Source organism: Sediminicoccus sp. KRV36 (assembly GCF_023243115.1).
In the GTDB taxonomy this organism is placed as follows: Bacteria; Pseudomonadota; Alphaproteobacteria; order Acetobacterales; family Acetobacteraceae; genus Roseococcus.
The window spans coordinates 4744166-4757739 of record NZ_CP085081.1; the positions used below are offsets into that span (position 1 = coordinate 4744166).

General features: G+C 69.1%; 9 protein-coding genes. 2 read left to right on the forward strand and 7 right to left on the reverse strand.

All coding sequences use genetic code 11. From position 1 onward, the window contains the following. Positions 1 to 294: 294 nt before the first annotated feature. The 6 genes from LHU95_RS22550 to LHU95_RS22575 all read right to left on the reverse strand — a co-directional run bounded on the left by LHU95_RS22550 (position 295) and on the right by LHU95_RS22575 (position 10408). The gene (locus LHU95_RS22550; protein WP_248709199.1) at positions 295 to 978 is read right to left on the reverse strand and encodes an alginate O-acetyltransferase AlgF; all 684 of its coding nucleotides are present in this window, start codon (positions 976 to 978) and stop codon (positions 295 to 297) included. Beyond that, positions 978 to 1967: a hypothetical protein gene (locus LHU95_RS22555; protein WP_248709200.1), complete on the reverse strand. Its 990-nt coding sequence runs from the start codon at positions 1965 to 1967 to the stop codon at positions 978 to 980. The genes LHU95_RS22550 and LHU95_RS22555 overlap by 1 nt, the downstream gene beginning before the upstream one ends. A gap of 53 nt (positions 1968 to 2020) precedes the next feature. Next, positions 2021 to 6688, reverse strand: coding sequence for a UDP-forming cellulose synthase catalytic subunit (gene bcsA, locus LHU95_RS22560; protein WP_248709201.1), 4668 nt, complete (start codon positions 6686 to 6688; stop codon positions 2021 to 2023). After that, a complete protein-coding gene (locus LHU95_RS22565) occupies positions 6685 to 7485 on the reverse strand; it encodes a cellulose synthase operon protein YhjQ/BcsQ (RefSeq protein WP_248709202.1) in 801 nt (266 codons plus the stop codon). The genes bcsA and LHU95_RS22565 overlap by 4 nt, the downstream gene beginning before the upstream one ends. Before the next feature lie 15 nt (positions 7486 to 7500). After that, positions 7501 to 9156 carry a hypothetical protein gene (locus tag LHU95_RS23415; RefSeq protein WP_283094276.1) on the reverse strand — a complete coding sequence of 552 codons (1656 nt, stop codon included), beginning with the start codon at positions 9154 to 9156 and terminating at the stop codon, positions 7501 to 7503. 145 nt (positions 9157 to 9301) lie between these two features. Continuing rightward, positions 9302 to 10408, reverse strand: coding sequence for a glycosyl hydrolase family 8 (locus LHU95_RS22575; protein WP_248709203.1), 1107 nt, complete (start codon positions 10406 to 10408; stop codon positions 9302 to 9304). A 272-nt stretch (positions 10409 to 10680) separates the two neighbouring features. Here LHU95_RS22575 and LHU95_RS22580 point away from each other — a divergent pair, with 272 nt between their 5' ends. After that, positions 10681 to 11571, forward strand: coding sequence for a fumarylacetoacetate hydrolase family protein (locus LHU95_RS22580; RefSeq protein ID WP_248709204.1), 891 nt, complete (start codon positions 10681 to 10683; stop codon positions 11569 to 11571). A gap of 1 nt (position 11572) precedes the next feature. Here the strand turns inward: LHU95_RS22580 and LHU95_RS22585 are convergent, their stop codons facing one another. Next, positions 11573 to 12358, reverse strand: coding sequence for an N-acyl homoserine lactonase family protein (locus LHU95_RS22585; RefSeq protein ID WP_248709205.1), 786 nt, complete (start codon positions 12356 to 12358; stop codon positions 11573 to 11575). A gap of 79 nt (positions 12359 to 12437) precedes the next feature. Between LHU95_RS22585 and LHU95_RS22590 the strand changes: the two genes are divergently transcribed. Further along, positions 12438 to 13571, forward strand: a complete 1134-nt coding sequence (locus LHU95_RS22590; RefSeq protein WP_248709206.1) for a zinc-dependent alcohol dehydrogenase family protein — start codon at positions 12438 to 12440, stop codon at positions 13569 to 13571. Positions 13572 to 13574 lie beyond the last annotated feature (3 nt).

Here is a 13574-nt window from a genome sequence, read left to right on the forward strand (position 1 = left end):
GACGGCGCGCTCGCGGGGCTGAGCGCAGGGCTCGGCGAAAGGGCCGGAGCCGGCGAAAGAGCGGGGGCCGGCGAAAGCGCAGGAGCGGGCGAAAGCACGGGCGCCGGCGAGAGAACCGGCGGCGAAGACAGCGAAGGTGGCGGAGAGAGCGGCGGCGGCGGCGAGAGAACCGGCGGCTGCTGGGCAGCGGCGGGCAGCCCGCCCAGCATGAGGGCAAGGGCCACCGTTGCGCCGTCCTGCGGCCGCCTGTGGCGTCTGATCCGCTGCTTCGCCGTCAACATCCGAACATATCCATCATGGCCGCCAGACTGCGGTCGTATCACGGGTGAGGAAGGCCGTGGGCGCCGGCGCGCCGCTGATCATCCAGATGCTGTACATGCCGCCCGCCTCAAGCCCCTCCAGGGCGAAGGGAGCGCTGGCGCGGTCCCCGCACTGGGCGCGAATTTCGGCGGCGACCGGGTTCACGCTGCGTGCCCGCGTCGCGAGGCTGGGAACGCCCTCGAAGACGGCGGGGCCGGCGGGATGGATGGAGAGCGTCGCGGCCGGGCAATCCGCCATCGTGTTGTAGAAGGCGAGCCGGGCGCGGGCGCGATTGAAATCCGGCGCGTCCACCACCGGCGTCGCCAGCAGGCTGCCATTGGCGGCGGCGTGCAGCAGCACGGTCACGAAGCTGCCGGGCTCCACCCGCAACGTCGCCTGGCCGCGGCGCGTGCCCTCCTGGAATTCCAGGCGGAGCTGGCGATTGGCCACGTTCTCGACCGTCGTGAAGGCCATGACGCGCTGCGCCGGCGCCACGCCCAGCCTTTGCTGGGGCAGGAAATCGGGCCGGGCCGTCACCTCGCCCGGCAGGGCGTTCACCAGCCGCACATAGGCCGAACCGCGCGGCGGCACCGGGTCATAGACCTGGCCCTGTGCCCAGGCGGCGGCCCCCGCGAAGACCTGGCCGGCCAGGATCAATCCTGCAAGAAGGCCGCGCATCACGCGACGGCCCGGCGGAGCTGGGTGATGAATTCGGCCGGCGGCATGGCGTAGCTTCCCCAGGAGTTGTTGTTGGTGGCGTTCATCATGTCCTGCTCCAGATGGTTCCAGACCAGAGCGCGCGGCCGCTGCCGCTTGAAGGCGTCACTGCGAAGATATTCCAGCAGCACCGCATAGGTGCCCACATTATTCGGCCGCCAGAACAGGCCGACGGGCCGGACCAGCTGGTTCGACAGCACCGGCTGGAAGCCGAAGCGCGGCTGCATGTTGCTGGTGCCGACCACCACCGTATCGTAGCTGTCATCCTCGATCAGCGCCGCCGCCCCCTCGGGCGGGAGAATCTGCCGGATCAGCGATTCCTCCGGCGGGTAGGAGGCACGCTGGGCCGGCGCGATATGCTGCGTCAGATCGCCGGCGGCCAGCACCATGGGGCGCAGATCTCCGAGGCGGGTGCCGGGGCGCGGGCTGGGCGGCAGCTGCATCTGCGCGCGCATCTGCCGCGCCATCTCAACACCCGCCAATTCGGCGCCCATGGGCGTCCAATGGGTATCCGTCTTGAAGAACAGGTTGCGGCCGGGCTCACGCTGCAATTGCGCGCGAAACGTCGCATCCAGGTCCGGGGCGACCGCACCTGCGCGCGCCGCCTCGGCGATGGTCAGGCTGTAGCGCTGCGCCGCCTCGGGCAGGATCTGCGTGCCGGCTGGCAGGAATTGGCGCATCAGCCGCTTCTTGGAGGGGATCAGGCAGATCGCGACCTCGATGCGGGCATTGCGCAGCACCGTGATCGCCTCGGTCACGGTCCGGATGGAAGCCCGCAGCGCGGCCATGTCCACGCGGCTGACACGGTCCCAGACGGGAAAGAGCCAGCCATTGGTGCCGATTTCGACCAGGGTCGGCTGCTGGGCGGCGGCAGGCGCCGCCATCCCGGCCAGGAACGGCACCGCCAGGGCAGCACGGCGCGTCACGACATGAGGACGATGATGATTCATGGCAGTTTCACCCAGCACATCACGCACAATACCCATTTCCATCGCACTTCGCCTCAAACCGAGCGCTCCCGCAGGCGTTGCGCGGCGCGGCGGCGCAGCACCCAATAAATCGGCGCCGGGATCAGCAGCAACACCACCAGCAGGATGCCCAGCAGGACATAGGGATTGTCCTTCATGTAGAATTCCGGCCAGAGCCAGGGCGGCAGGCTGCCGACCTGATAGGTGGAATTCACCCGGAAGGCCTGGACGCGGCCGCCGCTCAGGATGGCGGTATCGCCCTGTACGCGCGGCACCTGCTCGGGGTCCCGCAGCGCGGTCACCATCGCCTCCATGCCGGCCGGGCTCGATCCGGTCAGCGCCACCACCGAACGGCCGGAACGCAGCGGGCTTTCAAAGCCGATCAAGGCGCCAAGCGACTCGCCTGGTGCTGCCAGCAGCGCCGAGACACGCTCCAGCTCGCCGCGCCGCTCACCACCGAACAAGTTGCGGAAATCGCCGAACACGTCGTTCAGGCGCACGGTGAGGCGGTTGCCTTCCAGCTGCAGCGGGCCCTGGGTCAGCAGGGTCTGCAGCGCCGGCTGGCGGCCCAACGTGCCGATCACCAGGAGGTCCTTGTCGGCCACGCTTTGCAGGGCATCCGGCCGCACGACCTGGAGGTTCACCGGCGGATAGCCCACCAGCGCCGCGACGCGGCCGAGCACCGTGAGGAAGGATTCCAGCTCCGCCTGAGACGGCCGCTCGGGCAGCACCACCGCCGTCTGCGAGAGATCGGCGAATTTGGTGAAGGGAAAGCCCGAGGAGGTGAAGAAAGCCAGATTCGGCAGGGTGGTGAAACGATGCGCGCCGGTCAGGTCAATCGTGCTGTCCGGGTCCACCGAGGCGCGGATATCGCCCGGCACCGCGATGCAATCGCCGCGATGCAGCGGGCGCATGTCGAAGCGCAGTTGCAGTTCGTTCTGGCCGAACAGCATGTAGCTCGGCAGGCCGATCTGCACCTCTTCGGTTTCACTCGATGAGATCTGCCGCTGGATCCAGCTGAAGGGCCAGGTCAGCTCGGCCTGGCGCAGCGGCGCGGAGCGCAGGTAGATATCGTTCAGCGCAATATCCACGCGCGAGACGGCGACATCCATGATCGGCCCCGGCGGCGCGCGGAAGCGCACCAGCGCCGAAAGCGAGCGGTCGCGGGCGGTGTAGAGATCGGGCGCGGTGCGGAAGGGCACGGCGATCGGGCCGGGGACATAGCCGAAGGCCTGGAGTTCCGACGGGTCCATGATCTCGCCGAAGCGCAGCGGACGGTCCACCCGCACCCAACGGGGCGCGTCATAGGCCTGGCGGGGCGGGATGTCCTGCGCCTGGATGGTCGCCAATTCGCCGCTCAGCGCCTCACGCCCCACGCCCAGTGCCGTGGCGGCGGCCACCGCTTCCTGGCCATTGCGCCCGGCGATGACGAGCAACAGGCCCAAGGGGTCATTCGGATTGGGCAGGATGGCCAGCGTCGGGCCTTCGAGCCGGGGCATGATCAGCCCGGGGATGCTGTCGATTCCGGCCGAGATCACGACGGCATTGCCACGCGGCGGAATCAGATTGCCGACCGGGAAGGTCGAACCCCGGTAATCCGCCTGCACCGCGAACCAGGAAGAGACGATGGCCGCCGCCCGCAGCGCGTCATTGCTCGGCACATCCGGCATGATGAAGGGCAGCACCAGCGGCTCGCGCAGCAGGCGCGGGTCAAAGAAAGGCTCCGGCAGGCGGGCGAGGTCCCGCGTGATGGGCAGGCGTTCGAGGCGGAGCGACACCGTCGAATTGTCGGAGATGGTGCTCCAGAGCAGGCCGGAGAGCGGGTCGTTGCACTCGATGGCGTAGCGGCCGGTGAAGCGGAAATTCAACCGGTTCACATCCGCGAAGAAGAACGGGTTGATCGGGAATTCCAGCGGCCCGAAAGCCGGGCGCGTGCGGTCCGGCTGCACCGTGCCGATGAACTGCTCGTTCAGCGTGAAGGCGATCTGGCTGAGTTCCGGGATCAGCGCGGGGGAGGTTGCGCCCTGCAAGGTCAGCCGCGCCGAGGTGACGACCTCATCACCGCGCACACCAAAGAGCAGGCCCTGAAGGTCGGACACGCCGCGCATCTGCATCGGGCCGCGCAGGCCCAGCTGGCGCAGCGTGCGCGTCTCGGTGCGGGTGCCCGGCGCATCCTGGCCCTGCGTTTGCAGCAGCGGATTGCCGGCGAGACTGCCGGTCGTGTCACCGGGGGCAGGTGCCATGGGCGCGCTGCCCAGGATGGGCGGCAGGGCCGGGGCAGGCGAGAGGCTCGGCGGCGGCGAGAGCGCGGGCGGCGGCGAGAAGGGCGAAAGCGCCGGCTGCGCGGATGGCGGCGCCGAGAGCGCGGGCGGCGGCGAGAGTGTCGGCGGCAAGGGCGCCGTGCCGCGTGACTGGCTCCAGGCTGCCGCGGGTGTCAGCAGCAGCGCCAGGGCCACGGCCGCCGGCACGGAGGGACGCACGATGCCGGCACGCTTGGCCGCCTGCTGCGCCGGCGTCTCGCCGGCACGGGCCGGTTCGAGATCGGGCATGGTGTCGGGAACCTGGATCGAACGCCCCATCGGTGTCCGCTTCCGGAAACTGAACTGCGAGCCGCCTGCGAAAAGACCACCAATGGACACAAGCACTTCCTTCAACGAGCGCAGCGGACGGTCCACGCGGATACTGTCCCAATCCACCCAGGCATCGGCCCGGCAGAGGGTAGCAATCACAATACTTCCCTCGTCCTGCATGTCCTGCGGCAGGAAGCGCAAATTGAGACGATCTCCCTGCCAACGCAACACCTCGGCAGGCACCGTCACGCGCTGTGAACCGGCATCAAGTTCGACCATGACGAGGTTGTCATCGCCCCAGCTTTCGGGGGCGGGGATGCGCAGCGCGGCACCACCCAGCGAAAGATCCTCGGAGATGCCCTCGATGCGCCGGCCATCGGCCAGCAGGACGGCGGCCTCCACCTCGGCCGAGACGCGGGCGCGCGAACGCACCTGACGCCGCTCCCGGCCCACGGCGAGGCCCGCCAGCACGGCGATGAGACAGAAGGTCGCCCAGATGACGTTGAGCGCGAAGGCCTGGAACTCCAGGGTCTGTGGCGCATTGGCGGCCAGGCCGTAGATGCCCAGCAACAGGCCCAGCAGCAGGGCGGCGGCCAGGAACATGTTCGGGCCCACGGCGCGAAGGTCGAAATAGCCCTCCTGCAGCGTGCCGCCCTTGTCGGTCACGTTGAAGCGGCCACGCTTCGGGTCCAGCAGCGTCGAGAGCGTGACCGGGAGCAGATAGACGGTGAGCACCGTCTCGTAGATTTCCGACCAGAAGGAATGCCGCACCGTCTTCTGGATGCGCGACGCGGTGGTGACCGACAGCACGATATGCGGCCCCGCATAGGCCACGATGGCCAGTGGCGAGGCGGCGATGATGCTCTCACCGAAGATCAGGAAGGCCAGAGGCGCGGTCAGGAACACGAAGCGGGGCAGCGGAAACAGGAAGTGGAACATCGCGTTGAAGTAGCAAAGCCGCTGCGCGATATTCAGACCCTTCGAAAACAAGGGGTTTTCAATGCGCATGATCTGAATCATGCCACGCCCCCAGCGCATCCGCTGGCCGATATGCAGCATGAGGCGCTCGGTCGCGAGGCCGGCGGCCAGGGGCACCCGCAGATAGGCGGTGCGCCAGCCCTTCTTCTGCATGCGCAGCGAGCAGTGGCAATCTTCCGTCACCGTCTCGGTCGGCACGCCGCCCACGGATTCCAGCGCCGTGCGCCGGATCACCGCACAGGAGCCACAGAAGAAGGTGGCGCCCCAGAAGTCATTGCCCTGCTGGATCAGCCCGTAGAAGAGCAGCCCCTCATTCGGCACACGCTGGCCGGCGGCCAGGTTCCGCTCGAAAGGATCGGGGGAGTAGAAGTAATGCGGCGTCTGAACCATGGCGAGGCCCTGGTCGCGCAGCATCCAGCCCAGGCTGAGCTGCAGGAAGCCGCGCGTGGCCACGTGGTCGCAGTCGAAAATCACGATGTATTCGGAGCTGGTCTGCGCCAGCGCGTGATTGATATTGCCCGCCTTGGCGCCCTTGTTGTCCGGCCGGATGATGTAGTGGCAGCCGACCTCCTCGGCGAAGCGACGGAAATCCTCGCGCCGGCCGTCATCGAGCAGGTAGACGTTCAGCTTGTCCGAGGGCCAGTCCAGCGCCAGGGCGGCAAAGACCGTCGGCCGCACGACGTCGAGCGGTTCATTGTAGCTCGGGATGAAGACGTCCACCGCCGGCCATTCATCCGGGTTGGCGGGCAGCGGGGCCGGCTTGCGGTCCAGCGGCCACAGCGTCTGGAAATAGGCGAGAACGAGCGCGATGATGGCGTAGCCCTCGGCCAGCAGAAGGCCGACGCCGAGGAAGGTCTGCAGGAAGCTGCTGAAATCCAGCGTCTCGCTCAGGCGCCAGAAGATATAGCGCAGCGAGACGAGGAGGGAGAGCAGGATCAGCAGCAGCGTGATCGTCCGCCCCTGCAACCGGTTGAACACCAGGAACAGGGCCAGGCAGCCCAGCGCGAAGACCACCTGCTGCTCGGCGGCCAGCGGAACGGTGATGATGGTGAGCGAGAGAGATGCCCCCAGCAAGGTCAGGAACAAGCCGAACCACTTGTTGCGCATGAAGGGGAGGCGCGCGAGGCGCTCCTTGCGGGCAGCAATTTCTGTCATCGGGCGCCCCAGCCGGTGTTGAACGGCTCGGGCACGGAGGGCAACGCAGCCTCGATCCCCCGAGCGATTTCGCGCAGATCCTCGGCCGCCTGGCTGTTTGGTGCGATATCCAGCACCAGGCGCTGCGCGGCGAGCGCCTCGGCCACGATTTCCTCGCGACAGATCGCCCCGAGCAGGCGTGGCCCGAGATGCCGGGCCACCGTTTCGGCCGCCGCGCGGGAGAGGCGCGTATTGGGGTCGACGCCGTTCAGCACCACACGCAGCCGCCCGGCGAAGAGCGCCGCCATGGTGCCCGCGCCGAGGAAGCGGCCATTGTCGATATCGGGCACCAGCGCGGCGCTGGTCGCATCGGCCAGCAGCACGGCGCAGACCATGGCCGACATGGGTGCCAGGATATTGAGCGAATGCGACGCACCCGGCGGGGTATCCGCAATCACCAGGAGGTTCGGGTCGGCCAGGATGCCGCGCAGCGGCGCCGCCAGCAGCTCAGGGTCGCGCTCCAGCGCATGCGCCAGGCCGAGTGCGCCGCGGATGTCAATGGAACCATGCGGCAGCAACATCACGCCCGATGAGGTCTGTCGCACCAATTCCCGCCAATCCGGGCGCTTGGGCAATTCGGTCATGAAGCCCGAGGTGTCGCTCAGCGGCACGCCAAAATGCAGCCGCAACGTATTCTGCGGGTCGAAATCCATGACAAGGACGCGCCGCCCCTGCCGGCGCATGGCATCGGCGACATTGGCGGCCAGGGTGGTCTTGCCGACACCGCCCTTGGGGGAAGCGAAGCAAATGAGGGGCATGCAGCCTCCGGCAGTCTAGAAGGGTGACGGCGTCCGCAGGGCGGCGCGGAACGTGTCAAAAGGGGATGCGGCGGGCGGGCCGCCCGTCGCGATCAGACGCATAACCTCCCCCAGGGGAACTGTCACGGCTGCTGCGGGCAGCAGGTTCCCGCCGGCGTGGCGTGGGTCACGGCCTGCATTCTGCGGATCGGACCCGCCGCGCCCCATGAGGGGCTGCGGCAGGAAAGCCTCGCCGGACTGATTGATCACATGGCGAAGCCGCCCGAGCGTGCTGCCCGCCGGCGGCGGAACGGGGGGTGGCTCGTCGCGCGGCGCGCCGAGCGACGAGAAGATGGTGAAATCCGGGCCAGGCCGGGCCGGGGGTGCATCCCTCAGAGCCGGCATGGGTGCCGCTGGCGGCGCAAACGCCGGGAAGGTGCGCGGCGGCGCGGCAACGGGCGCAGGTTCGGCGTGCTGGATGCCGGGCGGCAAGGGCGCCGGCGCGGCGGAGAGCGCCGCCCAATCTATGCCGCCCATGGCCGGGGCCGCCGTTGCTGCCCTGGGCGGCGACTGCGATGGGGCAGCGGGCGCCCCGGCGAATGACGCAAGCGACGGAGCGGGGGAAGCGGGCGCTGCCGATGGGGCGGGCTCCGGCAGCTGGGCGAAAATCGAAAGCGCCGGATCCTCCGCTGGCGCTGCGGCAGGGGCTGCCGCCGCACTGACGGGCGGCGCAGGCGGAGCCGCGACCATGGCCGGCGCCGGCATGGGTTGGACCATCGGTTGGACCACGGGCGGCGGAGGAGCGGGCGGCGGAACAGCGCTCGGAAGGGGGGCAGGCGGCGGCGCGGCCGGGACCATGACCGCGACCGGCGGAGGGGCCAAGACCGGTGCTGCGGGTGGCGCCGGCGGCGGAACCATCACAGCCACGGGCGGCGCAGCCAGAACCGGCGCGGGCGGCGGCGGGGGCGGCGGCGTCACGACGGCGAGCGGCGGCGGCGCCAGAACCGGCGCGGGAGGCGGCGGCGGCGGCGGGGTCACGACGGAAACCGGTGCAGCCGCCACGACCGGCGCGGGAGGGGGTGGGGGCGGCGGCGCCATGGCGGCAACCGGCGCAGCCGCCAGAACCGGGGCGGGAGGGGGCGGCGGCGGCGGCGCCATGATCGTGGCTTGCGCGGCGGCCAGCACCGGCGCCGGCGGCGGCGGCGGCACAGGCGGCGCGACCACGGCGGCGGGCGGGGCGGCCATGATCTTGGCTTCAACGAGCCGCGGCGCCCGCATGGTCGGCGGGGCCGGCATGGACATCACGGGCGGTGGCGGCGGGGCCGGCGCTGCCTCAGCCGAGGCGGCCATGACGGGCGGCAAGGGCGGGAGCGGCCTTGCGGGCGCGGCCAGGATGCTCGGCGCGGCTGCGGCGGGCAGCGCGGCCGGGCGGAAACGGGGGGCTGGCGGCGGGGAAAACGAGGTGATCGTGTCTTCGATGGGCGGCACCGCCATGATCGGAGCCATGGCGGAAGGCAGCTCCGTCAGCGTGACATCCGCCTCCTGGGCGGCAGCGGCGCGCGATGCGGCGGAGGCCGAGCGAAGCTCGCGCAGGACCGCCTCCGGATCCAGCGGAAGTGCGTCGCCACGCGGCGCTTCCGTCCGAACCGGCAGGTTGCCGAAGCTGCGGTACTTCAAGCCTGGCGTGTTCATGGCAGCGGCCACGCGCGCAACGTCTGGCTCTTGGCCCATCGAAAACGCAAACCCCTGTGTCAAATGCGGGCGGAGAATGCCTGCAAAGCCTTGCGCAGGAAACCCTATTTCCGACGTCTCAAACTTGATTCGGCTTACGTTTGCCTCAGATAAGTCCAGAATCGCGTGCTGCGAGAGTGGAAAGAAGGCTCAGCGCGCCAGAGTAGTAGTCCGGCATGGCCGGAACCGAGCTTCCCGGCAGGGCAAGGCGGCTCCCCCGATGCGGCGCCGGACCCTGCCGCCGGGCCGTGGCCAGGGCGGCCACGCCGGAGATCCCTGGGGAGGCTGCGTAGGGTGAGGTGGAATTCGTCGTCAGATCCGCCCAGGCGGGCATGTGCCGGTGGCGCGGGTCATTCCAGAAATCGGCCGGGCCGGTCAGGCCGGGCTCATTCCCCAGGCCGACCCAGGCCATGTAGAGCGGCACCCGCACCGCGTCATAGGAAAAGCGCGGCGCCCAATCGCCCGGCAGGGTCAGCAGGCCATCCACCCGGCGCACCGCCAGCCAGTCCGGCGGCAGGCCCCAACGGCCAAAGCGGCCGCTGCGCATCAGCACCACGCCATCGGCCGCGACGCGCAGCCAGGCCGGATCGGGCACGGCCTGCGCCAGCGCGCGAATGGCCGGGAAGACGTAGTAGGACGGATTGATGACCGTGTGGTCCGCACGCTCGAAGCCACGCGCGCCGGGCAGCAGCACCGTGTAGGGACCGGCGCGGCGGACCAAAAGCCGAAGAATGTCCCGCCCCATGGCCACGCCCTGGGCCGTATATTCGCGGTTGCCCCAGCGTTCGCCGGCCTCAAGCAGCGCCCAGGCGATGAACAAATCCCCATCCGTCGCGTTGTTGAGGTCATCCACCGGGTTGCTGGCGCCAGGGCGGAAGCGCCAGGCGAACAGCTCGTCCTGCGGGCGGCGCAGCGTTGTCACCGTCCAGGCCAGGATGCGCTCGAAACTCTCCCGGTCATCGGCGCGGACGGCGGACATCATCGCCCAGCCCTGGCCTTCGGTGTGGGAGACATTCTGGTTGCCGGTATCAATGATGCGGCCCTCGGGCATCACGAAGCGCTCCCGGAAGGCGAACCATTCCGCCCGCTGCATGTCGCTGGGGGCGCGGGCGCGGGCCATGCCCGGCACCAAGGCCAGGGCGGGCAGGCTGAACAGGGCGGCGCGCCGCGGCAGGCCGGGCCGATCGGAAGCGGGGGGGGCAACCAGGGTCAAAGCATCTGTCCTCGGCCAGGGGGTTCCGGGGTGATCCGGAAATCGTCGGGCAGGCTGGTCTTCCGGCAGGGGGATGCCGGCGATGTTCCGTCCGCTCCGGTTCCGCCTGGGCCCCAGGTCAGGGTCCCGCAAAGCCGGCAATGAACGCGATGGTTGCAAGGTCTATGTAGCAGAAAGGCGAGTTGTTGCGCATTTTGAAACACAACTCTCGGGGGCTTGTCAAAGCTTTTCTCTCGGCCTCCCCTGTCATCTCGACCAAGAAAGAAATCCAGATGGCCCTTCGACTCATCACTTTTTCCAAAGGCTCCGCCGCGCGGCCGGGCGCCATGCTCGGGGATTCGGAGGTGCTGGACCTGCTGGCCGCCGGCCTGCCCCAGCCTGACATGGCCGCGATCATCGCGGCCGGGGCACCGGCCGTGGCCGCCATCCGCGCCCTGGTTGCAAACCCGCCGGCCGCAGCCCGGCTTTCGCTCAGCGAGGTGAAGCTGCTCGCCCCCCTGCCCCGCCCGGCGCGCAACATCTTCTGCGTCGGCCGCAACTATATGGACCATGTGGCCGAGGGCGACCGCACCCGCGGCATCACCAACTCGGAATTGCCGAAATTCCCGCAATTCTTCACCAAGGCGCCCGAGACGGTCATCGCCCCGGGCGACACCATCCCCGACCATGGCGCGACCGGCGTGACCCAGTGGCTCGATTACGAGGCCGAGCTCACGCTCATCATCGGCAAGCCGGGCGCCAATATCGAGAAGGAGGATGCGCTCAGCCACGTCTTCGGCTGGACCATCGCCAATGATGTGACGGGGCGTGACCTGCAGCGCCGCTATGGGCAATGGTTCAAGGGCAAGTCGCTCGATGGGTCCTGCCCGCTCGGCCCCTGGATCATTCCGGCCGAGGATCTGGACGCCAGCGACCTCGCCATCCAGCTCTGGATCAATGGCGAAGAGCGCCAGTCCAGCCGCACCAGCAAGATGATCTTCGACGTGAAGGACATCCTGCACCACCTCTCCAAGGGCTTCACCCTGCTCCCGGGGGACGTGATCATGACCGGCACGCCCGAGGGCGTGGGCTATGCCATGGTGCCGCCGCAGGTGCTCAAGACCGGCGATGTGGTGCGCATCGCGGTCGAGGGGCTCGGCGAATTGACCAACCCGGTGGGGTAACTCACCCGGTGGGGGGCACATCCAGCCGGATGATGCCCTCCGCCACGGCGGGATACATCGCCATGACCCTGGGGTCATGGCCAGGAATGACATGCGCGGCACTCTCGCCCAGACTCGGCAGCAGTTCCTGGGCGGCGAGGTAGTCATTCACATTGACGACGACGGGAAAGGGATTGCCCGTCTCGGCATTCTCGAAGAAATGCATGGCATCGGAAGCCAGCACCACCCAGCCGCGCTTCGTGTGCACGCGCACCACCTGCAGGCCCGGCGCATGGCCACCCACATGGCGCACGGTGATGCCCGGCGCCACTTCGCCCTCGCCCTCATGGAAGGTGACGCGCTGGCCATGCACCAGGCGCACGAAGCTGACCACCTGCTCCACATCATAGGGGCGGCGCAGGAAAGGGCGGCACATGCAGGGGCCGACCGCGTGCTCGATCTCGCAGGCCTGGGCGTGGAAGCGGGCGCGCGGGAATTTCTCGAAATTGCCGGCGTGGTCCCAGTGCAGATGCGTGGAGATCACGCCGACCACCTGCTCGGCCGCGACGCCGAGGGCAGCGAGGCCCTCGGTCGGGCAGCGCAGGAAATCATGGCCGCGCGCCGTGCAGGTCGCCTGGTCGGCGCCGCTGTCGATCAGGATCGCCTGGCCATCGCGCACCGCAGCCCAGACGAAGAAATCCATCGGCATCGGCCCGTCATGCGCATCCCCGGGCGAGACCATGAAATTGTCCCGCGCGGCGCGGCGCGGATTGGTGGCGTAGCGGATGGCATAGAGTTCGTAGGTCATGGCGTTTCCCTGCTTTGCGCCATGCTGGACAGGCGGGCGGGCGCCGTCCAGCCTGGGGGCAACACCGGAGGAGACGAAGATGCGCATGAAGGCCGCCGTGCTCCAGGCCCAGGGCCTGCCACGCCCCTATGCCGAAACCCGCCCGATGAGCATCGAGGAGGTGGAGCTGGCCCCGCCCGGCCCGGGCGAGGTGCTGATCGAAATCGCCGCCGCCGGCCTCTGCCATTCCGACCTTTCGACCATCGAGAACCAGCGCCCGCGGCCGCTCCCCATCATCATCGGCCATGAGGGTGCCGGCATCGTCCGCGCGCTCGGCGAGGGGGTGACGGGCCTGGCCGAGGGCGACCATGTCGTGGCGCTGTTCGTCACCAGTTGCGGCGATTGCCGCTATTGCGTGCGCGGCCGGCCGAATATCTGCGCCGCCTCCTTCGACACGCGCGCCAAGGGGACGCTGATGTCCGGCGCGCGGCGCCTCAAGCGGCTGAATGGCGAGGTGGTGAACCACAATTCCGGCCTCTCGCTCTTCGCGCAATTCGCGGTCGTCATGCGCGATAGCCTGGTGAAGATCGAGAAGGACATCCCTCTGGAGGATGCGGCCCTGTTCGGCTGCGCGGTGATGACGGGCGCGGGCGCCATCTTCAACACGGCCCGGCTGCGCCCGGGTGAGGAGGTGGCGGTGGTGGGCCTTGGCGGTGTCGGCATGAATGCGCTGCTGGCGGCGGTGGCGGCCGGCGCCTCGCGCATCATCGCGGTGGATACCAGCCAGGCCAAGCTCGACCTCGCGCGCGAATGGGGTGCCACTGATTGTTTCCTCGCCGGCAATGCCGATTGCGCGGCTGCGGTGCGCGAGGCGACGGCGGGCGGGCTGGATACGGTGATCGAGACGGCGGGGACGATTCCCGCACTCGAACTGGCCTATGCCATCACTGCGCGCGGCGGCAGCACGATCAGCGCCGGGCTGCCCAATGTGGCGGCCAAATTCTCCTACCTGCATGCCTCATTGGTGAGCGAGGAGCGCAGCATCCGCGGCAGCTACATGGGCAGCTGCGTCCCGCAGCGGGACATCCCGCTGCTGCTGAACCTCTACCGGCGCGGCAAGCTGCCGGTGCAGCGGCTGAAGAGCGGCTTTGTCAGCCTGGACGAGATCAATGAAGGCTTCGACCGGCTCTCCGAGGGCACCGTGCTGCGGCAGATCCTGCGGCCCAATGGCTGAACC

What these genes read in the sequence shown, in the direction of transcription:
- LHU95_RS22550 (WP_248709199.1), bottom strand. Translation starts at nt 978, where the DNA reads ATGCGCGGCCTTCTTGCAGGATTGATCCTGGCCGGCCAGGTCTTCGCG.
- LHU95_RS22555 (WP_248709200.1), bottom strand. Translation starts at nt 1,967, where the DNA reads ATGAATCATCATCGTCCTCATGTCGTGACGCGCCGTGCTGCCCTGGCG.
- bcsA (WP_248709201.1), bottom strand. Translation starts at nt 6,688, where the DNA reads ATGACAGAAATTGCTGCCCGCAAGGAGCGCCTCGCGCGCCTCCCCTTC.
- LHU95_RS22565 (WP_248709202.1), bottom strand. Translation starts at nt 7,485, where the DNA reads ATGCCCCTCATTTGCTTCGCTTCCCCCAAGGGCGGTGTCGGCAAGACC.
- LHU95_RS23415 (WP_283094276.1), bottom strand. Translation starts at nt 9,156, where the DNA reads ATGAACACGCCAGGCTTGAAGTACCGCAGCTTCGGCAACCTGCCGGTT.
- LHU95_RS22580 (WP_248709204.1), top strand. Translation starts at nt 10,681, where the DNA reads ATGGCCCTTCGACTCATCACTTTTTCCAAAGGCTCCGCCGCGCGGCCG.
- LHU95_RS22585 (WP_248709205.1), bottom strand. Translation starts at nt 12,358, where the DNA reads ATGACCTACGAACTCTATGCCATCCGCTACGCCACCAATCCGCGCCGC.
- LHU95_RS22590 (WP_248709206.1), top strand. Translation starts at nt 12,438, where the DNA reads ATGCGCATGAAGGCCGCCGTGCTCCAGGCCCAGGGCCTGCCACGCCCC.